Below are 19,088 nucleotides of genomic sequence, written 5' to 3'. Positions count from 1 at the left end.
CCTCCGGGTCACAGCCCGGCCCGTCGGGTCTCGGCGAGGGCGACGAGCCGGTCGCGCAGCCGGTCGGCCTCCTCCATGGGGAGGCCGGGGACCGTCACGGCGGTGGATGCCGCGGCCGTCACGAACTTGAGGTCGGCGAGGCCCAGCGCGCGAGCCACGGGGCCGCGGGTGATGTCGACGAGCTGCATGCGGCCGTACGGCACGGCGACCTGCCGGTGGAACATGATCCCGCGCTTGAAGAGCAGATCGTCGGCGCGGAGGCGATACGCGATGGATCGGACGCGACGCGGTTCGAACGCGATGCCGATGAGCGAGGCGACGCCGATCACGATGGCGCCCCACAGCGCCCACCACTGGCCCCACAGCAGGTACATCACGACCAGGGCGCCGACGATCACGACCATGCCGATGAGCGAGCCGATGATCTCGACCACGAGGTACTTCGGCGAGACACGGAGCCAGCCCGTGTCGGCCGGGACCTGCTCGGGTTCCGCGGAGGCCGCGATCGCCTCGGCCGCCGGCGCTGGCTGGGCCGCGGCGGCCGCCGCCGCCGCCTCGGTCGCGGCCGCCGGCGCCGCCGACGGCTCGGACGCAGGCGTGCCGCGTTCGTCGTCACGGAGGTCAGGCATGGGCGTGTTCTTCCTTCTCGAGCTGGGTGTCGTCGGGCGGGAGGGTGCAGAAGTGCTCGGCGACGAGCCCGCCTGCGAGCAGGAGCGCGGCGCCGATCGCGGTCGCGAGCGCGAGCCACACCGTCTCGATCGACGGCACGACACTGCGGGTGACGAGGAACAGGGTGATGCCGAGGCCGAATCCGAGGACGAGCGCGCCGCTCATGCTGCAGGCCTTCGCGAGCACCGCGGTGCGCATGGCGCGGAACGGGTCGAGGTGCTTCGTGCTCTTGCGCTTGACCGCCCGCCGGATCGGCCAGGCGAGGGCCACGACGAGCACGGCGACCCCGACGAGCGTGATGGGCAACGACAGCGGCGGAACGATCGCCTTACCGCCCCCGGAGACGATGGCGAGATCGCCGAGGTAGCCGACGACGATACCGCCCACGGCGAATGCGATGAGCGTCGAGACATGGGTGCGCTTCATCGACGCTCCACCCGATCATTCGCGGCCGCGCGGAGCTGGGCGACGGGCCCGCGTCCGGTGAGCACGGCGTCGGGCTCGACATCGAGCCACGGCTGGAGCACGAACGCTCGCTGCCACGCCCGAGGATGCGGCAACGTGAGCCGCTCGTCGGAGATCACCCTGCCGCCGAAGTCGATGAGGTCGAGGTCGAGCGTGCGATCGCCCCAGTGCTCGGCACGCACCCGCCCGTGCCGGGCCTCGATCGCCTGGAGCAGGTCGAGCAGCGCGTGCGCCTCGAGCGACGTCTCGACGACGATGACGCCGTTCAGGTAGCCGGGGGCGTCGGGATCGACGCCGTCCTCTTTCAGGGCTGGAGTCTCGTACACCGGGGACACCGCGACGAGCTCGACTCCGCGGGTGTCGGCGAGCTCGCGCGTCGCAGCGGCGATGGTCGCCTCGCGGTCGCCGAGGTTGGCGCCGAAGGCGATGACGGCTCGGCTCATGTGCGACCCCGCACGATCGTGACCGCGACATCCGCGAAGGGCACGCTGATGGGCGCCTGGGGCTTGTGCACCGTGACCTCGACCTCGTCGACGGCTGCGAACCCCAGCGCCACCCCCGCCACGCGCTCGGCCACCGTCTCGATGAGATCGACGGGGTCGCGCTCGACGGCGGCCACGACCGCCTCGGCGAGCTCGCCGTAGTTCACGGTGCTGCCGAGGTCGTCTCGGGATGCCGCAGCCGCGAGGTCGACGTCGACCGCCACGTCGATCACGAACTCCTGCCCCTCGACGCGCTCGGACTCGTAGACACCGTGATGTGCGCGCACGCGAACGCCGGTGAGGGTAATGCGGTCGGGGGTCCTAGCCACGTCGTCCACTCTGCCACGCCCCGAGGACGTCGAGCGCACGCCGGGTCCCGCGCACGTCGTGCACCCGAACGCCCCATGCACCGGCTTGGGCGGAGAGCACGCTCACGACCGCCGTCGGCAGGTCGCGCTCGAGCACGTCGGCCCCCTCGGGCAGGAGCGCCCCGAGGAACCGCTTGCGGGAGGCGCCGATGAGGATCGGCAGTCCGAGCCCCGCGAGCACGTCGAGCCGCCCGAGCAGCTCCCAGTTCTGCTCGCCTCGCTTCGAGAACCCCAGACCAGGGTCGAGGATCAGCCGGTCGGATGCCACACCGGCGTCGGCCAGGGCATCGATCCGAGTCGCGAGCTCGTCTCGGACCTCCACCGCGACGTCGTCGTACACCGACAGCGAGTCCATGCGGTCGGAGTGGCCGCGCCAGTGCATCGCGACGTAGTGCACGCCCGTCTCGGCGACGATGGGTGCCATCGCGTCATCCGCGAGCCCGGCGGAAACGTCGTTGATGATCTCGGCGCCCGCCTCGACCGCGGCCAGGGCGGTCGAGGCGCGCATCGTGTCGACGCTCACACGGATGCCGCGGGCGGCGAGTTCGCGCACGACGGACACGACCCGGCGCAGCTCCTCGTCGGGTTCGACGCGCGCCGCCCCCGGGCGGGTGGATTCTCCTCCGACGTCGACGATGTCCGCACCCTCGGCGACGAGATCCAGGCCGTGCTGGATCGCGGCATCGGCGTCGAACCACCGCCCGCCGTCGCTGAAGGAGTCGGGCGTGACGTTGACCACGCCCATGATCAGGGTCGTGCTCGGAGACCCGTCAGTCATGCTGCTCGGCTCCGATCAGCGCGATGATCTCGGCGCGTGCGGCCGGCTCGGCGAGCACCCCCCGACTGGCGATCGTCACCGTGGAGCTGCGGGTCTGGCGCGGTCCGCGGGTCGTGACGCAGCGGTGCTGCGCGTCGAGGACGACGAGCACGCCCCTGGGATCGAGCCCTGCCTCCAGGGTGTCGGCGATCTCCTCGGCGAGACGCTCCTGCAGCTGCGGCCGTGCGGCGAGCGTCTCGACGACCGCGGGGATGCGCCCGAGGCCGACCACGCGCTCGCCGGGCAGGTACGCGACGTGCGCCGTGCCCACGAACGGCAGCAGGTGATGCTCGCAGACCGACCGGAACGCGAGGTCGCGGAGTACCACCGCGTCGGATGTCGCGGGAACTCCCTGCTCGGACGCCCCGATCGGCACGGCGTCGGCGAGGTGGCTCAGGGGGTCGACGTCGAGCCCGCCGAAGAACTCCGCATACGCCTCGGCGACGCGTGCCGGCGTGCGCTCCAAGCCGGGACGCATCGGGTCCTCGCCGATCGCGAGGAGGATCTCACGCACGGCACGCGCGATGCGCTCGGTGTCGACACCGGCCATCTTCCTCCCTCTTCGCGTCGCGAGCGACTACGCCGTGGCGGGGCGCGGCTTGGTGCGCGGGGCGCGTGCCGCGGCCGGCTCCTCCACCGACGTACCGCCGGAGTCGACGCCCCCGTCGACGGCGCCCTGGTCGATCGGCATCTTGTCGTCGGGGAACGCGATCGGGGGGCGGTCGGAGACGGGCCGGCGGTCGCTCGACAGCCAGAGCGGACGCTCGGGCAGCTTCTTCACGTCCTTGAAGATCTCGGCGATCTGGTTGTGGTCGAGGGTCTCGTGCTCGAGGAGCTCGGCGGCGAGCACGTCGAGGATGTCGCGGTTCGCGTTGAGTACCTGCCACGCCTCGTCGTGCGCCTGCTCGATGAGGGCGCGCACCTCGAGGTCGACGCGTTCGGCGACCTCTTCGGAGTAGTCGCGCTGGTGGCCCATGTCACGGCCGAGGAACACCTCGCCCTGAGACTGGCCGAGCTTGACGGCGCCGACGTTGGCCGACATGCCGTACTCGGTCACCATCTTGCGGGCGGTCGACGTGGCCTTCTCGATGTCGTTCGAGGCACCGGTCGACGGGTCGTGGAAGACGATCTCTTCGGCGACCCGTCCGCCCATGGCGTAGGTGAGCTGGTCGAGGAGCTCGTTGCGGGTCACGGAGTACTTGTCTTCGAGGGGCAGCACCATGGTGTACCCGAGGGCACGACCACGGGGAAGGATCGTGATCTTGGTGACCGGGTCGGTGTAGTTCATCGCCGCGGCCGCGAGCGCGTGTCCGCCCTCGTGGTACGCCGTGATGAGCTTCTCCTTGTCCTTCATCACGCGACTGCGACGCTGCGGACCGGCGATCACGCGGTCGACCGCCTCATCGAGGGCACGGTTGTCGATGAGCTGCGCGTTCGAGCGTGCCGTGAGCAGCGCGGCCTCGTTCAGCACGTTCGCGAGGTCAGCACCGGTGAATCCCGGGGTCTTGCGCGCGAGCACCTCGAGGTCGACGCCCTTGGCGAGGGGCTTGCCCTTCGAGTGCACCTCGAGGATCTTCTGACGGCCCTTGAGGTCGGGTGCGTCGACGCCGATCTGGCGGTCGAATCGACCGGGGCGCAGGAGCGCGGGGTCGAGGATGTCGGGACGGTTCGTCGCGGCGATGAGGATGACGTTCGTCTTGGGGTCGAAGCCGTCCATCTCGACGAGCAGCTGGTTCAAGGTCTGCTCGCGCTCGTCGTGCCCACCGCCGAGGCCGGCGCCGCGGTGGCGGCCGACGGCGTCGATCTCGTCGACGAAGATGATCGCCGGGGCGTTCTGCTTCGCCTGGTCGAAGAGGTCGCGCACTCGGCTCGCACCGACGCCGACGAACATCTCGACGAAGTCGGAACCGGAGATGGAGTAGAACGGCACGCCGGCCTCGCCGGCGACCGCGCGGGCGAGCAGGGTCTTTCCGGTGCCGGGAGGGCCGTAGAGCAGCACGCCCTTGGGGATGCGCGCGCCAACGGCCTGGAACTTCGCCGGCTCCTTCAGGAACTCCTTGATCTCGTGGAGCTCCTCGATCGCCTCGTCGGCGCCGGCGACGTCGTCGAACGTGACCTTCGGGCTCTCCTTCGAGACGAGCTTCGCCTTCGACTTGCCGAACTGCATGACGCGATTGCCGCCACCCTGCATACCCGACAGCATGATCCAGAAGAAGAGGCCGATCAGCACGAGCGGCAGCAGGATGCCGAGCATCGAGAGGAACCAGTTCGGCTGGGGAACCTCGTCGGTGAAACCGTCTGCGGGGTCGGCCGCGTCGACGGCCGCGATGACGTCTTCGCCCCGCGGCGTCACGTAGTAGAACTGCACCTGGGTGCCGAGCTCTTCATCGGCCTCGGCGAGCGTCAGGTCGACGCGGTTCTCGCCGTCGACGATCTTGACGGCCGAGACCTTGTCGTCTTGCAGGAGCTGCAGGCCCTCCTGCGTCGACACCTCCCGGAATCCCGAGGAGGTGATGAGACTCGATCCGATCCACACGGCGACGATCGCGAGCAGGATGTAGATGATCGGCCCGCGCAGGATCTTCTTCATGTTCATGGTCTTGCAAGGCTACCGTCCTGTTCCTGTGGGCCGGCTCCCCGTTCGCTGAGGGCTGCACGGCCCGCACCGGACCCACCCGTGGCCCGTCGTACAGCACCGTCGGGGTATGACGCGCCGGCCTATTCGACGACCGGAGCGGCGTCGCGGCGGGAGCGACGAAGGCCCAGCTGGTACGGGAGGCCGAGCCCGGCGGCCACCGCGGTCCTTCCGAGGCGTCCCGGCCAGGAAGGCTGCGGCGCTAGCTCGTCGGCGCCGTCGAGTTCGCCGACGTCGAGGTAGTAGGCGCGAACCGTTCCGAATCCCTCGAGTTCGGGCGAGACCTCGTGGGCGGGCGCCGGCAGGGATTCCTCGGCGGTGCGGTAGAGCTCCTCCGAGAGCAGCACGTACTCGGGAATGCCGACGGGGTTCTTCAGCAGCCGGTGCACGAGGATGACGTCGATCCCGACGAGCTTGATCCGCTCGCGGATGGCCTGCGTCGCCACATCGCCGACGTGCGCCACGAACTTCAGCTTGAGCTGCGCCGCCTCCTTGCAGCCCGCGCAGGGACAGAGATTCGCCGCGACGTAGGAGCGCTCGAGGTGGAACGCCCGATGCATGGCGGCCGCGGCGTCGAGGATCACGGTGATCTCGGCATCGGCGTCGCCGTCATCGGCCTGGCGTGAGAGGAAGGCTGCGTCGCCCTCGATCTCGATCAGCTCGAATCCGGGGGCGGCATCGATCATCTTCTCGAGCATGCGCGCGGTGTTGACCTCGGCGTGCGCGAGGCTCATGCGGTGCGTGCTCATGTAGTCGGTGTAGCCACCGATGTCCGCGATCAGCAGGACGGCACGGCCGGACTTCATGCCTCACGATCTCACCATCACCCCTCCGCCACAACGGAGGACTTCTTCAGGATGGGTTCGCCGACTCCCCCGACGGATCCTTCGGCGAGAACCGGTCGAGCTCGCTGTCGACGGCCACCGCCGCCTCCCGGGCGCTCGCGGTGTACCCGAGCACGACGGGAAGGAAGTGCTCCGCGGTGAGCGCCCGCAGCAGGAGGGGTGTCCGAGCCAAGACGGTCGCGGTGCGGCGCGTGCGACGCAGCAGCGCGATCTCGCCGAATCCCTCGCCGGGCCCGAGCGTCGTCACGACGCGACCGTCGCCGACCACCTCGGCCTCGCCCGACTCGATCACGTAGTAGCGGTCGCCGACGTCGCCCTGCGTGAACACCGCCCTGCCGGCGGGCACCTCCGCCGTCTCGAGACCACGCGCCAGCTGCTCGATGGAGGGCAGCGGAAGGGTGGCGAACATCGGCACGCGCTGGAGCAGCGCGACATCCGCGTCCAGGGCGTGCACCGTCGTATCGAGCGCCCGCAGCCGACGCCACGCGGCCACCGCGAGCACCGGGCAGACGAGCCCGATGGCCACCAGCGCACCCTGCACCCCGATCCATCCGATCACCGCCGGCGCGACGACGGCCCCGATGCCGATGAACACGGCGACCATGCTCTCAAGCACGCCGAAGACCCGGGCGAGGACCTCGTCGGGAGCAAGGCGGCCGAGCAGCGTGAACCCGGCCAAATCGATGAGGGCGTTGCCCACGCCGATGAACGCGAGCAGGAACAGCGCCGCCGCCTGCTGGGGGAACACGCCGACGAGGGCGAGCGGCAGGCCCCAGAGCGCGACCCCGATGGCGAACCATGCACCGAGCCGGCGCGTGCCGACGAGGAACGAGGCGAACAGCGAGGCGAGCACGGCGCCGACACCCACTGCGGTCATGAGGGCGCCCACCCCCGGCTCGCCGGTACCCAGCAGCTCGATCGCGACCACCACCGAGAGCACGGTGAGCGCGCCCCGCGTGAACGCCTGCGCGCCGGCCAGGCCGACGATGACGGCGAGGCCGCGATTGCGTGCCACGGCGCGGGGGCCGGGGGGCGCGGCGGCGCGTCGTAGCGCAGGCGCGCCAGCAGGGCGGCCGCCCAGAGGGAGGCCGCGGCGGCAACCGCGAACACCACGGCCACGTCGGTGAACTGGAGCAGCACCGCGGCGAGCAACGGGCCGACCAGCGTCGCGGCGGAGTCGAGCAGGCCCCGCACCATGTTGGCGCTGGCCAGCTCGTAGCCCGTGCGGCAGAGGGACGGCAGGAGCGCCGAATGCGCCGGACGGAAGAGGGTGGCGGCGACCGTGGACAACACCGCGAGCGCATAGACGATGGCCACGGGCCCCGCGAGCGCGATCACGACTGCCGCACCCGCGGTCGCGGCGCCGCGCACGATCGACACCAGGATCAGCACTCGCTCGCGGCGTCCTCGGTCGGCGATGGGCGACAGGAGCGGCGCGCAGATCGCCGACGGGAGCATCCGGAGCAGCCCCACGAGCCCGACGGCCACGGCGCCGCCGTCGCGGTAGGCGACGATCCCGAGCGCGACGGTGAACGCCCACTCGGCCGTCCATGCGCCGAGGAAGCTCAGCTGGGCGCGACGGAGGTTCGCGTTGCGCACGTTGCTCGTGAACGCAGCGACAGCTTTGCGCACCTGGCTCAGGGGCCGGCCATCGGCCATGGGATGACTCTAGGGCCTCGGGTCGAGGCGTGGTCGATCGCTCCTGCGGGTTGATGAGCGACCGCTCAGCGGTCGGGTCTCGAAACCCGGTGATTCAGCTGTAGACGTGCGGCGCGAGGATCGCCACGTCGCGCAGGTTGCGGTACCGCTCGGCGTAGTCGAGGCCGTAGCCCACGACGAACTGGTTCGGGATGTCGAAGCCGAGGTACTTCACCGTGACATCCACCTTCGCGGCATCGGGCTTGCGCAGCAGCGCGCAGATCTCCACCGACTCGGCACCGCGGGATTCGAGGTTGCCGAGCAGCCAGCTCAGGGTGAGGCCCGAGTCGATGATGTCCTCGACGATGAGCACGTGGCGCCCGGTGAGGTCGGTGTCGAGGTCCTTCAGGATGCGGACGACGCCGCTCGAGTGCGTGCCGGCGCCGTACGACGAGACCGCCATCCAGTCCATGCTCACGTGCGGCCTGAGCTCGCGTGCGAGGTCGGCCATCACCATGACCGCGCCCTTCAGCACGCCGACCAGCAGCAGGTCTCGGCCCTCGTAGTCGGCCTCGATGCGGCGGGCGAGCTCGGCGAGCTTCTCGTGGATCTGCTCCTCGGTGACGAGCACCTCGGTGAGGTCGGCGTCGATCTCGCGCGCGTCCATGCTGCTCCCTCGGGTCGTGCGGCGGGCGGATGCCACGAGCCTAGCGGGATGCCGAGGCGCTCAGCCCGCGGCGAAGACGATGAGCCCGTGCTCACGGCGGGCCCGGATGCCGCTGGGCAGGTCGATCGGGCCCTGCCCTCGCCACTCGGTCACGAGTCGAGCGACCTCGAGGGTCTGCGTGCGGCTCAGTGAGACGCCGAACTCCGACGCGACGACGTGCCGGATGATGCGCTGGCGGAGCGCGGCCGGGTTCGCGGCGAGCGCACCTACCGAAACCGCGATGCCGGCCTCGGCGGGTTCGCAGACCTCTTCGATGAACTCGCCGATCTGCGCGTCGAACGCCTCCTCGTCTTCGCGCAGCTGTTCGGCGGTGCGCACGAGCGCCTCGGCGATTCCGGGCCCGAGCTCGGCTTCGAGCACGGGCAGCACCCGTTCGCGCACTCGCACGCGCGCATAGGACGGGTCGACGTTGTGCGGGTCGTCCCACGGCTCGAGACCAGCGTCGAGACAGGCCTGCCGCGTGGTCGACCTGCGGATGCCCAGCAGCGGACGAGCGTACCGACCCGACCTGGCGGGCATCCCGCCGAGGCTCGCGGCACCCGATCCGCGGGCGAGACCGAGCAGCACCGTCTCGGCCTGGTCGTCGAGCGTGTGGCCGAGCAGCACCAGCGCGGCATCGGTCTCGTCGGCGACCTCGTCGAGCGCGGCGTAGCGAGCGGCACGAGCGGATGCCTCGGGTCCGCCTCCGCCCGTCGCGTCGACCTGGCGCACCACCACGGGGTCGAGCCGCAGCTCGCGCGCCTGCGCCGCGGCGCGAGCCGCGACATCCGCCGATCCCTCCTGCAGCCCGTGGTCGACGATCACTGCACCGGCCCGAAGTCCCGCCCGCGGTGCCTCGAACGCGACGCCCGCGGCGAGCGCGAGCGAGTCGGCGCCGCCCGACAGGGCCACCAGTACGGGACCCTCGGCGGGCAGCACGCCGCGAACGGCGCGGCGCACGTCGGCGATCGGCGGTGTCAGCCGCGGGCGGCGCGCGGCCGCGGCATCCGTCGGCTGGTCGGAAGGCATCAAGTAACCTTATTCCGCCGTTCGTGCCGCGTTTCGAGGCGGCCCGGCATGCTTTCGCATCGCGCATCGTCGCAGCGCACCAGGATCCAGCGTTTCGGAACAAGGAGAACCAGTATGGGCGAATACGCCGCCGTCATCGAGATCCCGAAGGGGAGCCGCAACAAGTACGAGGTCGACCATGAGACGGGCCGAGTGTTCCTCGACCGCGTGCTCTACACGAGCTTCGAGTACCCCACCGACTACGGCTTCTTCGAGAACACGCTCGGCGACGACGGCGACCCGCTCGACGTGCTGGTGCTCACGCAGTACCCGCTGTTCCCGGGGGTCGGGGTGAAGGTGCGCCCGGTCGGCGTGTTCAACATGGTCGACGACGGCGGCGGCGATGCGAAAATCATCGCGGTTCCGGCCGGCGACCCGCGCTGGAACCACGTCCAGGACGTCGACGACGTGCCCGAGTTCACGCGCAAGGAGATCCAGCACTTCTTCGAGCACTACAAGGACCTCGAGCCCGGCAAGTGGGTCAAGACCGAGGGCTGGGCGGATGCCGCGGAGGCGGAGCGCCTGATCCAGAAGGCGATCGAGGCATTCCCGGGTCACTGACGCCGTTTCCATTCCGGCGCTCCCGCCGAACGGTGTCAATCCGCCCGTGACGACCACTTGACGGCACACGACCTCTCCCAGACGTCCTCCACCGCGCAATAGGTCGTCACGGCAGCGGATGCCATGATCAGAAGAGCCGCAGCCGACGGGCGCCCACGGGCAGGCCGAGTCGGCGCAGGCGGTGGACGAGCGGTGTGCGGGCCCACATCTCGGGCCAGTCCCAGCGGTCGAATGCGCGCAGCCGTCGCCGCGCCGCGGCCCCGCGCTTCTTCTCGCGCACGACCGTCCGGGCTGAGGCCGCCCCGCTTCCGCCGCCGAGGTACTTCCCGTCGCCATCCGCCTCGCCGCCGGCATCGAACTGGGGCCAGTAGAAGTCGAGGTACCCCCACTCCCCGAGTTCGGGCAACCAGAGCCGGTGCTGCAGCGTCGGTTCCGGGACGCCGAACTCCTCCATGACGAGGCGACTGCACGTTTCGAGCGGCGTGTCCGCGAGCGACGTCGCGCGCCGGAGTACCGCGTCGGTTCGACGGCTCCCGGCGTAGGGCCGTAACCGTTCGTGTTCGGCGGTCAGCCGTTCGATCGTCGTCGAGGGAGTCGTCGTTTCCCACGGCATCGCACGGAGCGCGGCGTCGACCGCAACGAGCGCCGCGCCGAGGGATGCGTGACGGCACAGCTGAATGAGCGTGTGCTCGACGGATGTCACGACGACGCCATCGACCGATGCGACGGCGAACTCACCGATCCGCGCCACCGAAACGGCGGTTCGGCGCCGGTGGCCGTGGCGGTCGGGAGCCATGACGTACACCTCGGCCGGCCATTCGCCGATGATCGGCAGCCCGTGGATGACCGCCGCCGAGTACGAGGTGAAGATCGGTGAACGCATGGTGTGCGGGGCCGCCATCACCTGTGCGCGGTATCGGAGCGCTGCCCGCTGCGGCCGAGACAGAGCCGGGTCGGATGGAAGGGGTGCCCGGTACACGCCACGGCGGACCCGTTCGAGTGCGCCATCGGAAACGGCCGCGGCCAGCGACGACGCGAGACCCGCGGCGCGGGCGTCGCGCGCGAGCACGAAGCCTTCCTTGGTGGTGAGGAACTCGGAATGCATCCGGACACGCTCGCAGCTCGCGACATCCCTTCACCTCTTGCAGAGCTCGTCATGTGCAGAGGACGAGAGCATCGGGGCGCTGTTGAGGACGCTTGACGTGCACACCGCACATCGCGACGACCGTTTGACGGCACACGACCTGGTGAACGCGTCGTCCACCGACAAGAGGTCGTCGCGCGGCCGACGAAGGATGCCAGGCGAGGAGGAAGCGCGGCGTTCAGCCGGCGGGGCGGGCGGCGGCGGCCGGGGATCCCCAGATGAAGTACTCGCGCACCGGCACGCCGTCGCGAGGCGCCTCGATGATGCGTCCGCCGCCGAGGTAGATCGCGACGTGGTAGTAGTCGCCGCCACCGCCCCAGAACAGCAGGTCGCCGCGCTGGATCTGCGAGAGCGGCACCGCGAGGCCGCGCGCCGCCAGCGTCCGGTACTGGTTCGTCGCCGGGTGGGTGCCGATGGAGATGCCCGCCTGGGCGTACGAGACCTTCGTGAGGCCCGAGCAGTCCCACACGTTCGGGCCTGCTCCCCCGAGGCGATACGGCTTGCCGAGCTGCTGGCTCGCGAACCAGATCGCCGTCTCGACGGCGCCGGCGTCGGGCGGCGCCGGAGCAGCCGGTGCGGGAGCGGGAGCGGCCGGAGCCGGCCCGCCTCCGGTCGATCCACCGGGCGCGGGGGCTGGTGGTGGTGCTGCAGGGACAGGGGCGGGCGCCTGCTGTGCACGCCGGGCAGCTTCGGCCGCTGCGGCGGCCGCCTCCGCCGCCTCTCGAGCCTGACCCTCGAAGCGCTGGCGCTCGAGCTCCGCCGTCGTGTCCTTGAGGCTCGCGAGCTGCGCGTAGAGCTCCTCCGACTTCTGCTCCTGCACCGTCACCGCGGCGTTGGCCGCGTCGGCGGCCTCGCGTGCGTCGTCGGCCTTCGCCTCGGCGAGGGCGGCGAGCCGCTCGCGTTCGGCCGCGGCATCCGCCGCCTGCTCTCGCAATGCGTCAGCCGTGTTGCGGTCGGCGATCGCCTGCTCGTAGACCGCATTCGACTGCTCGCCGAGCTTCGAGGCCATGCCGAGTTGCTCGAGCAGGCCGGTGTCGCCCGAGAACGCGAGCGTCGCGCTGAGGTCGGCACCGGCGGTCTTGGCGAGGTGGGCGGCGAGGAGTCCGGCACGCATCTTCGAGATCTCGGCGACAGCGTCGGCCTGGTCGGCCTGCTCACCGAGCGCCCGCTCGCGGGACGCCGCCCGGTCGCGTTGGTCGACCGCCACGCGGTACGCCTCATCGGCCATCATCGATGCCTGCACCGCGGCATCCGCTGCCCGCTGGAGGCCGGTGAGCAGGTCGGCGACCCGCGCGATCTCGGCCTGCTTCGTCTGCTCGTTCTGCTTCGCCTGCTCGATGTCGCTCCACGACGGGTAGTCGGGTTCGGCCATCGCGGGGCCGCCCGACGCGACGACCGACGCCGTGACGGCGCCCACCGCGACGGCCGAGAAGAGCGTCGCGGGCTTGACCCGCGACACCGGACGAGTGCGGTGCTCGCTCAAAAGTAGATCCCGCGATCGGCCATGAACGAGATCGGGTTGATGCGACCGCCGCCGACGAACACCTCGAAGTGGAGGTGGCATCCGGTGGAGGCGCCGGTCGTGCCGCTCGAGGCGATGTTGTCGCCCGAGTTGACCCACTGGCCGGTGCCGACGAACGTGCCGCCGGGCCGGATGTGCGCGTACCCGGTCCAGACGCCGCCGCCGTGGTCGATCTGCACGTAGTTGCCGTACGTGCCCGACCAGCCGGCGAACCGCACGATGCCGCTGTTGGCCGCATAGATGGGTGCGGAGCATCCGGTGCCCAGATCCACCGCGTAGTGGAACGAGTTCGAGCACCCGCCCCCCGTGCAGATCGAGCCGCGAGCACCGTAGCCCGACGTGATGCGACCCCAGGCGGGTCGCGCCCATCCAGAGCTGGCGACCGAAGAGGGTCCGCCGTTCGCCATGGCCTCGCGCATCCGGGCTTCTTCCTCGCGGCGCCGTCGCTCTTCTTCTTCGCGGCGGATCCGCTCGCCCTCTTCGTAGGCGGCTGCCGTCTTCGCTTCGGTGTCCTTCAGGAACGCGAGCTGCTGCTCGAGCTCGATCTTCTTCGCCTGGGATTCGGCGAGGGCCGCCTCCGCCGCGGCCTGCGCGGCCTGCGCGGCGGCGAGCGCCTCCTCGGCGGCGATGCGCAGCTTCTCGCGCTCGGCCCGGGCGACCGCGGCCTGGTCGCCGAGCGCCTGTGCGGAGTTCCGCTTCTCCTGCGCGCGGTTGTAGATGCCCGACGTGCGCTCGACCATCTTCTCCATGCTGCCGAGCTTCGCGAGCAGCGCCTCGGTCGCCGCCGCGTTCCCCGCGTCGAGGAACAGGTTCACGCCCACGTCGCCGCTGCCGGCACGGTAGAGCTGCGCGGCCACCTGGCCGGCGTTCTTCTGGGCGGTGGCGGCCTCCGCGGCCGCGGCGTCGGCCTGGGCCTGGAGCTGTTCGGCCCGCAACACGGCGTCGTCGAACTTCTGCTGCGCGATGATGAGCTCGTCGGTGCGACGTTCGGCCTCAGCGCGCGTCGCGGCGACGTTGGCCTCGAGCTGCGCGATGAGGGCCGTGACCTGCACGACCGCCGCGGCACCCGCGGCCGTGTTGGCCTTCGCCGCCTGCAGTTCCTCCCACGTCGGGTAGTCGGCGGCCTGCGCGCCGGTCGCCGGTACGGCGATCGATCCGCCCAGCGCCATGGCCGCGATCGAGAGCGACGCCATCACGTGCCGAATGCCCCGGCGCACGCCACCGCGTCGCTCGCCGATCGGCCGGCGAGTCGCGGGCCTCGGTCGCGACATCCGGGCTCGCGCGATCGCCGTGCGGCGGTCGCTCGTGCGGTCCATGGTCCCCCGTTCGCGCGGGCTCGCAGCCCCGCGCTCCTCGCTCCAGCGGGCAGTGGCAGCCTTCACGATAGGCGCGGGGTCGGGGCTTTCCGGGGATTGAGCGCGGGTGTGGCGGATGCCGCAGGCAGCGGCTCGCGGCATTCGTTCGAGCCGCTCAGCAGCGCTCGCCGCCGTCGTTTTGCCATCGGCGGCGTCGACACGTATGCTTGCTTGTCGGCGGTCATGCCCGGCATGGCCACCCGGCCCCATCGTTTAGTGGCCTAGGACACCGCCCTTTCACGGCGGCAGCACGGGTTCGAATCCCGTTGGGGTCACACCACGAAGGCAGTTACAATTCAATAGCTCGGTGTGTTGGAGACAGCACACACACGAGGCCCTGTGGCGCAGTTGGTTAGCGTGCCGCCCTGTCACGGCGGAGGTCGCGGGTTCAAGTCCCGTCAGGGTCGCTCAGGCGACAGGCCCTTTCCCTTTCGAGAGAAGGGGCCTTTCTCCTTGATCGAGGTATCGGCACCGGTTTCGGTCGGTCGGATGCCGCGAGGCTCTGTAGCTCAGTTGGTAGAGCGTTCGACTGAAAATCGAAAGGTCACCGGATCGATGCCGGTCGGAGCCACAGTCAAAACCCCCGCGCAACCGGGGCTCTTGGGCTCTTGTTGTTTCAGCGGGCAATTCCGCCGGGTCGCCGGTGAGGCTGTGCCATCAAGGTCGGCGGGCGCGCTCTTCGGTTCCCTGCGCTGGCGACGGCGCGATTCTGGAACTCTACCTCGCCCTCATCGCCGACGACCGAAACGGGCGTCCCCTCGCGTTGCGATCGTGGACCGAGCACCGGCGGCCCGCAGCTCCACGCACCAGCTGTCGGGATCCTGTTGTGCACTGGCCGTGCGGTCCACCGCCCGGTACGCACTTGCCTCGACAGTTGGAGCGCCGTCCGTTCACCGGTCGTTCAGCGGATCTGTCGACTGCCGCGCATTCCGATCCTCCAGCGCGAATCACGGGTGTTGTCCGCTCGGGCCGGCACTCGTTTTCTTACTCGTAGACCTCGCGGCGGTGCGCGACCCGGAACACCGTGACCAGGACCACATCATCCTCGATCTCGTAGAGGATTCGGTAGTCACCGACGCGAACTCGCCAAGCATTGTCGACCCCGGTCAGCCTCTTCACGCCGGCCGGTCTCGGGTCGACCTCGAGTTCGCCAAGCGCGACCACCACTCGCCGCCGGGCGGCAGGCTCGAGCTTTCGAACCTGCCGCGCGGCGGCAGTGGTCAACTCGACGCGATAGCTCACTCCGCGAGTTCAGCGCGCAGCTCATCAAGCGACACGCGGCCACCGTCATCATCACGTCTTGCTGCGCGGAACTCCTCGACGTCACGAGCCATCTCGAACGCCTCCAGCGCCTCAAGATCCTCGACACTGATTACCACCGCGGCGAGCTTGCCGTGGCGGGTGATGCCAACCCGCTCGTGCGCGTAAGCGGCACGGCCGATCACCTCAGCCAGCCCCTCACGCAACTGCCGAGTCGATACCGTCTCATTTACCGCAACCATGTCGCTGAGTCTACCCTCAATTGCGTACACATTGTACCTATTGGGCAAAGTGTCCACTTGTAGTCTATTTAGGGATACATGAGCGCGAACCCCGGGGTCGGTAGCATGCACCGCATGGCCATCAAACTTGAGAACGTCGCGATCGCCGTTCGCGACCTCGAAGCCACGATCGCCTTCTTCACCGACCTCGGGCTCACGGTCATCGGCCGCGACACGGTCAGCGGCGAGTGGACCGACACCGCCGTCGGCCTCGACGGCAACCACGCGAAGATCGCCATGCTCGAGACGCCTGATGGGAACGGTCGCCTCGAACTGTTCGAGTACATCACTCCCGACGCGATCGAGACGGAGCCCACCCGTCCCAACGAGATCGGCATGCACCGTGTCGCGTTCTCAGTAGATGACCTCGACGAAGCGCTCGAGATCGCCGCGCGGCACGGTTGCCGACCGCTCCGGGGCGTGGCGACCTACGAGGACGTGTACAAGCTGACGTACCTGCGCGGTCCGAGCGGCATCCTCGTCATGCTCGCCGAGGAACTGAAGAAGAACTGACCGCCGATCCGACGGGCGTGATCCCGGCCCATATGCCGACCAGCTCGTCGCTCGTCACCACCGTGCCGAAGTTGCGCCGCACGTTGCGCACCGAGCTCTCGTGCGCCTCCGCGGTGTACGTCGCCGCGCAGTCCTCGACGAGCGAGACGAAGTACTCCGCCGACAACCCGTCGCGGAGTGTGGACTCCACGCACACCTCGGTGGCCACGCCGGTGACGAGCAGGGAACGGACGCTGAGCGTCTTCAGCACGATGTCGAGGTTCGTTCCGACGAAGGCCGAGAACCGGTGCTTGGTGACGACCGTATCGTCGGAGCCAGGAGTCACGCCGTAGAACTCCGCTCCCCACGATCCGGTGCGGCAGATGCGTCCGGTCTGCACGCCGCCCGGTTCGGCGGTGACGCGCCCGAGCCACATCGCCGTGTCGTTGGTGTCGTCGTGCAGCGTCTGCACGAACACGACCGGGACACCGACGGAATGGGCCTGATCGATGAGCGACCGGAGGCGAGGAACCATCTCGACCGCGGCGGACACGTCGCTCCCCATCGTCGCGACCGAGCCTTCGGGATGGCAGAAGTCGTTCTGCACATCGACGACGACGAGCGCCGCGTGTGCCGGATCGTAACGGTAGGGGCGTTCGGCCATAGCGTTCGGTCCTTCTGGGAGATGGCTGTTCCGGCCACCATAGCGGCCCCCGCAACGATGGCAACCCGGGGCGATCGGATGACGGAAAGCTATGATGCTGGCGTGGCGGAGGCGGGTGATGGTCCCCGATATCGCATCGGATCGGTCGATCACGCGCTGCAGATCCTGCTGCTCCTGCATCGGCATCGGGACCTGCGGGTCACCACGGCAGCCAGTGAGCTCGGCATCGCGCCCTCGACGGCGCATCGACTGCTGACCACCCTCGCCGCTCGGCGCTTCGTCTCCCAGGACCGGGTGACGAAGGCCTACCGCGCCGGCCCGGCGCTGATCGAGCTCGGCGTGCGGAGCACCGGCTCGTTCGACCTGCGGGAGGCCGCCGAGCCCCACCTCAAGGCGCTCGCGGGGCGGATCGGCGAGACCGTCAACCTGCTCGTGCTGCAGGGCCCGAACGTGCAGTTCGTCGCCGGCTTCGAGAGCGACCAGCGGGTGCGCACGAGAGTGCTCACCGGCACGTTGCTGCCGGCATATGCCGTGTCGGGCGGAAAGGTGCTCCTGGCCGAACTGTCGCGGGACACGCTCAGAGAGATGTATCCGCGCGGGCTCCGGAAGCTCACCCCGCGCACGAAGACGTTCACGCAGCTCGTCGACGAGCTCGCGCTCGTCATGATGCGCGGGTATGCGGTGAACGAGGGGGAGAGCGAGGCCGGGCTGACCGCCGTCGCCGTCCCCCTGAAGGATCCGGTCGGCCGCACGATCGCCGCCGTGGCGATGTCGGGCCCGAGCGCCCGCCTCCGGAACCGGAGAATCCGCGAGCTCGTGATCGAGCTTCGGGAGTGCGCGGCCCAGATCCGCGCCACCCTCGCCCACGCGGATCTGTAGCGAGGATCTGCAGCGACGAGCGGCGACCTGGCGCTGCAGCCCCCGCCGGGATTCTGCACTGCGGAATCTTCCGCCCCGATCTCTTGTCCGCGCCGAACCGGCTGGCTTGGCTGGCGTGGCGTCATGAGACCGCAGAGCCGCGGAATCGGAAAGGAACCGGCCGATGAAGATCGATGCCTTCTGTCACCTCTTGCCTCCCGCCTATGCGGAGCGACTGTTCGCGATCGACGACAGTCCCGTCGCGCGCAACATCCAGAAGCGGGTGAGCGGAGTTCCCGCACTCGTCGATCTCGACGTGCGACTGCGGATAATGGACGAGTTCGGCGAGGACTACCGACAGATCATCAACACCGCGGCGCCGCCGCTCGAGGACCTGGGCCCCGCAGCGCGCACCGTAGAACTCGCGCGAATCGCCAACGACGGCATGGCCGAGATCGTCGCCGACCACCCGGACCGTTTCGCGGGATTCTGCGCGGCCGTCTCGCTCGACGACGTGGACGCGGCAATCGTCGAGACCGAGCGCGCCTTCGACGAGCTCGGAGCTGTGGGTGTGCAGATCTACACCCACTTCCACGGCGGCCCGATGGACCAGGAGCGGTTCTTCCCCTTCTATGAGGCCGTCGCGCGCCGAGGCGACAAGATGATCCAGGTCCACCCCTGCCGAGACTCGAGCTGGGCGGACTACAAGACCGAGCAGCGGTCGAAGTTCGAGATCTGGTGGACACTCGGCTGGGAGTACGACCTGTCGGCGTTCATGTCGCGGCTCGTCTTCGCCGGGATCTTCGAGCGGCTTCCCGACATCAAGATCCTGATCCATCACGGCGGGGCGATGATCCCGCACTTCGCGGGCCGTGTCGGACCCGGTTGGGACCAGCTGGGCGCCCGGACCCCGGCCGACCAGGCCGAGGACATCGCGGGTTACCCGCTGACCCAGCGGCCGATCGAGTACTTCAAGAAGTTCTACGTCGACACGGCCTACTTCGGCGCGGGCGACTCGATGCGCACGGCCATCAAGTTCTTCGGCGTGGACCACACGCTCTTCGGATCGGACTCGCCGTTCGACCCGGAGAAGGGCCCCGGATACATCCGCTCCACCATCGCGAACCTCCAGGAGATGGACATCCTCACGGACGCCGACCGGGAGGCGATCTACCACCGCAACGTGTCGAATCTTCTCGGGCTCCCCGACCGCACAACTGAATACGCCACCTCAGTCACATCCGACCAGAAGTAATCA

The 19,088-nt window shown here is 69.8% G+C and carries 22 protein-coding genes and 3 tRNA genes; 7 read left to right on the top strand and 18 right to left on the bottom strand.

Features of this window, described 5'->3' with window-relative positions; translation table 11 throughout:
* Positions 1-8: 8 nt before the first annotated feature.
* The 12 genes from HUS56_RS11105 to tilS form a co-directional block, all read right to left on the bottom strand.
* Positions 9-629: a PH domain-containing protein gene (locus tag HUS56_RS11105; protein WP_173923494.1), complete on the bottom strand. Its 621-nt coding sequence runs from the start codon at positions 627-629 to the stop codon at positions 9-11.
* A complete protein-coding gene (locus tag HUS56_RS11100; protein WP_173923493.1) occupies positions 622-1,095 on the bottom strand; it encodes a DUF3180 domain-containing protein in 474 nt (157 codons plus the stop codon). The genes HUS56_RS11105 and HUS56_RS11100 overlap by 8 nt, the downstream gene beginning before the upstream one ends.
* On the bottom strand, positions 1,092-1,577 hold the full coding sequence (gene folK / locus HUS56_RS11095; RefSeq protein WP_173923492.1) for a 2-amino-4-hydroxy-6-hydroxymethyldihydropteridine diphosphokinase: 486 nt from the start codon (positions 1,575-1,577) through the stop codon (positions 1,092-1,094). The genes HUS56_RS11100 and folK overlap by 4 nt, the downstream gene beginning before the upstream one ends.
* Positions 1,574-1,945 carry a dihydroneopterin aldolase gene (gene folB / locus HUS56_RS11090; RefSeq protein ID WP_254431408.1) on the bottom strand — a complete coding sequence of 124 codons (372 nt, stop codon included), beginning with the start codon at positions 1,943-1,945 and terminating at the stop codon, positions 1,574-1,576. The genes folK and folB overlap by 4 nt, the downstream gene beginning before the upstream one ends.
* Positions 1,938-2,762 (bottom strand): dihydropteroate synthase, encoded by an 825-nt coding sequence (folP, locus tag HUS56_RS11085; RefSeq protein ID WP_173923490.1) that lies wholly within the window; start codon positions 2,760-2,762, stop codon positions 1,938-1,940. Before folP ends, folB begins: the two co-directional genes overlap by 8 nt.
* The gene (gene folE, locus HUS56_RS11080; protein ID WP_173923489.1) at positions 2,755-3,351 is read right to left on the bottom strand and encodes a GTP cyclohydrolase I; all 597 of its coding nucleotides are present in this window, start codon (positions 3,349-3,351) and stop codon (positions 2,755-2,757) included. The genes folP and folE overlap by 8 nt, the downstream gene beginning before the upstream one ends.
* 27 nt (positions 3,352-3,378) lie before the next feature.
* Entirely contained in the window at positions 3,379-5,397 is a 2,019-nt protein-coding gene (gene ftsH, locus HUS56_RS11075; protein WP_173923488.1) for an ATP-dependent zinc metalloprotease FtsH, read from the bottom strand.
* A gap of 122 nt (positions 5,398-5,519) precedes the next feature.
* Positions 5,520-6,242 carry a DUF2652 domain-containing protein gene (locus HUS56_RS11070; protein WP_173923487.1) on the bottom strand — a complete coding sequence of 241 codons (723 nt, stop codon included), beginning with the start codon at positions 6,240-6,242 and terminating at the stop codon, positions 5,520-5,522.
* 46 nt (positions 6,243-6,288) lie between these two features.
* Positions 6,289-7,209 (bottom strand): cyclic nucleotide-binding domain-containing protein, encoded by a 921-nt coding sequence (locus HUS56_RS11065; protein ID WP_254431433.1) that lies wholly within the window; start codon positions 7,207-7,209, stop codon positions 6,289-6,291.
* Positions 7,155-7,940, bottom strand: a complete 786-nt coding sequence (locus HUS56_RS17325) for an MFS transporter (RefSeq protein ID WP_254431407.1) — start codon at positions 7,938-7,940, stop codon at positions 7,155-7,157. Before HUS56_RS17325 ends, HUS56_RS11065 begins: the two co-directional genes overlap by 55 nt.
* 94 nt (positions 7,941-8,034) lie before the next feature.
* The gene (hpt, locus tag HUS56_RS11060; protein WP_173923485.1) at positions 8,035-8,586 is read right to left on the bottom strand and encodes a hypoxanthine phosphoribosyltransferase; all 552 of its coding nucleotides are present in this window, start codon (positions 8,584-8,586) and stop codon (positions 8,035-8,037) included.
* Positions 8,587-8,646: 60 nt separating this feature from the next.
* The gene (tilS, locus tag HUS56_RS11055) at positions 8,647-9,654 is read right to left on the bottom strand and encodes a tRNA lysidine(34) synthetase TilS (protein ID WP_173923484.1); all 1,008 of its coding nucleotides are present in this window, start codon (positions 9,652-9,654) and stop codon (positions 8,647-8,649) included.
* A 114-nt stretch (positions 9,655-9,768) separates the two neighbouring features.
* Between tilS and ppa the strand changes: the two genes are divergently transcribed.
* Positions 9,769-10,254, top strand: a complete 486-nt coding sequence (ppa, locus tag HUS56_RS11050) for an inorganic diphosphatase (RefSeq protein ID WP_173923483.1) — start codon at positions 9,769-9,771, stop codon at positions 10,252-10,254.
* A gap of 127 nt (positions 10,255-10,381) precedes the next feature.
* Here the strand turns inward: ppa and HUS56_RS11045 are convergent, their stop codons facing one another.
* From HUS56_RS11045 to HUS56_RS11035, 3 genes are all read right to left on the bottom strand, one after another.
* Positions 10,382-11,359, bottom strand: coding sequence for a type IV toxin-antitoxin system AbiEi family antitoxin domain-containing protein (locus HUS56_RS11045; protein ID WP_173923482.1), 978 nt, complete (start codon positions 11,357-11,359; stop codon positions 10,382-10,384).
* A gap of 217 nt (positions 11,360-11,576) precedes the next feature.
* Positions 11,577-12,881, bottom strand: a complete 1,305-nt coding sequence (locus HUS56_RS11040; protein ID WP_173923481.1) for a C40 family peptidase — start codon at positions 12,879-12,881, stop codon at positions 11,577-11,579.
* Entirely contained in the window at positions 12,878-14,236 is a 1,359-nt protein-coding gene (locus HUS56_RS11035) for a M23 family metallopeptidase (RefSeq protein ID WP_254431406.1), read from the bottom strand. Before HUS56_RS11035 ends, HUS56_RS11040 begins: the two co-directional genes overlap by 4 nt.
* A gap of 241 nt (positions 14,237-14,477) precedes the next feature.
* On the opposite strand from HUS56_RS11035, the gene HUS56_RS11030 reads away from it, so the two are divergent.
* The 3 genes from HUS56_RS11030 to HUS56_RS11020 all read left to right on the top strand — a co-directional run bounded on the left by HUS56_RS11030 (position 14,478) and on the right by HUS56_RS11020 (position 14,846).
* A tRNA-Glu gene (locus HUS56_RS11030) sits at positions 14,478-14,550 on the top strand.
* A 58-nt stretch (positions 14,551-14,608) separates the two neighbouring features.
* Positions 14,609-14,682 (top strand) — tRNA-Asp (locus HUS56_RS11025).
* 91 nt (positions 14,683-14,773) lie between these two features.
* Positions 14,774-14,846 (top strand) — tRNA-Phe (locus tag HUS56_RS11020).
* A gap of 413 nt (positions 14,847-15,259) precedes the next feature.
* On the opposite strand, the gene HUS56_RS11015 is transcribed toward HUS56_RS11020, so the two are convergent.
* Both HUS56_RS11015 and HUS56_RS11010 read right to left on the bottom strand, forming a co-directional pair.
* A complete protein-coding gene (locus HUS56_RS11015; RefSeq protein WP_173923480.1) occupies positions 15,260-15,517 on the bottom strand; it encodes a type II toxin-antitoxin system RelE/ParE family toxin in 258 nt (85 codons plus the stop codon).
* On the bottom strand, positions 15,514-15,777 hold the full coding sequence (locus tag HUS56_RS11010; RefSeq protein ID WP_173923479.1) for a type II toxin-antitoxin system Phd/YefM family antitoxin: 264 nt from the start codon (positions 15,775-15,777) through the stop codon (positions 15,514-15,516). Before HUS56_RS11010 ends, HUS56_RS11015 begins: the two co-directional genes overlap by 4 nt.
* Positions 15,778-15,891: 114 nt before the next feature.
* Here HUS56_RS11010 and HUS56_RS11005 point away from each other — a divergent pair, with 114 nt between their 5' ends.
* Positions 15,892-16,329, top strand: coding sequence for a VOC family protein (locus HUS56_RS11005; RefSeq protein ID WP_173923478.1), 438 nt, complete (start codon positions 15,892-15,894; stop codon positions 16,327-16,329).
* Here the strand turns inward: HUS56_RS11005 and HUS56_RS11000 are convergent.
* Entirely contained in the window at positions 16,298-16,972 is a 675-nt protein-coding gene (locus HUS56_RS11000) for a cysteine hydrolase family protein (RefSeq protein WP_173923477.1), read from the bottom strand. The genes HUS56_RS11005 and HUS56_RS11000 overlap by 32 nt on opposite strands.
* A 102-nt stretch (positions 16,973-17,074) precedes the next feature.
* Between HUS56_RS11000 and HUS56_RS10995 the strand changes: the two genes are divergently transcribed.
* Together HUS56_RS10995 and HUS56_RS10990 are read left to right on the top strand one after the other, a co-directional pair.
* On the top strand, positions 17,075-17,851 hold the full coding sequence (locus HUS56_RS10995) for an IclR family transcriptional regulator (RefSeq protein ID WP_173923476.1): 777 nt from the start codon (positions 17,075-17,077) through the stop codon (positions 17,849-17,851).
* A 163-nt stretch (positions 17,852-18,014) separates the two neighbouring features.
* Entirely contained in the window at positions 18,015-19,085 is a 1,071-nt protein-coding gene (locus HUS56_RS10990) for an amidohydrolase family protein (protein WP_173923475.1), read from the top strand.
* Positions 19,086-19,088 lie beyond the last annotated feature (3 nt).

This window comes from Agromyces sp. Marseille-P2726, assembly GCF_902809835.1.
In the GTDB taxonomy this organism is placed as follows: domain Bacteria; phylum Actinomycetota; class Actinomycetes; order Actinomycetales; family Microbacteriaceae; genus Agromyces.
Note: the sequence above shows the minus strand (reverse complement) of the source record. Positions and strands in the feature narration are given on the sequence as shown.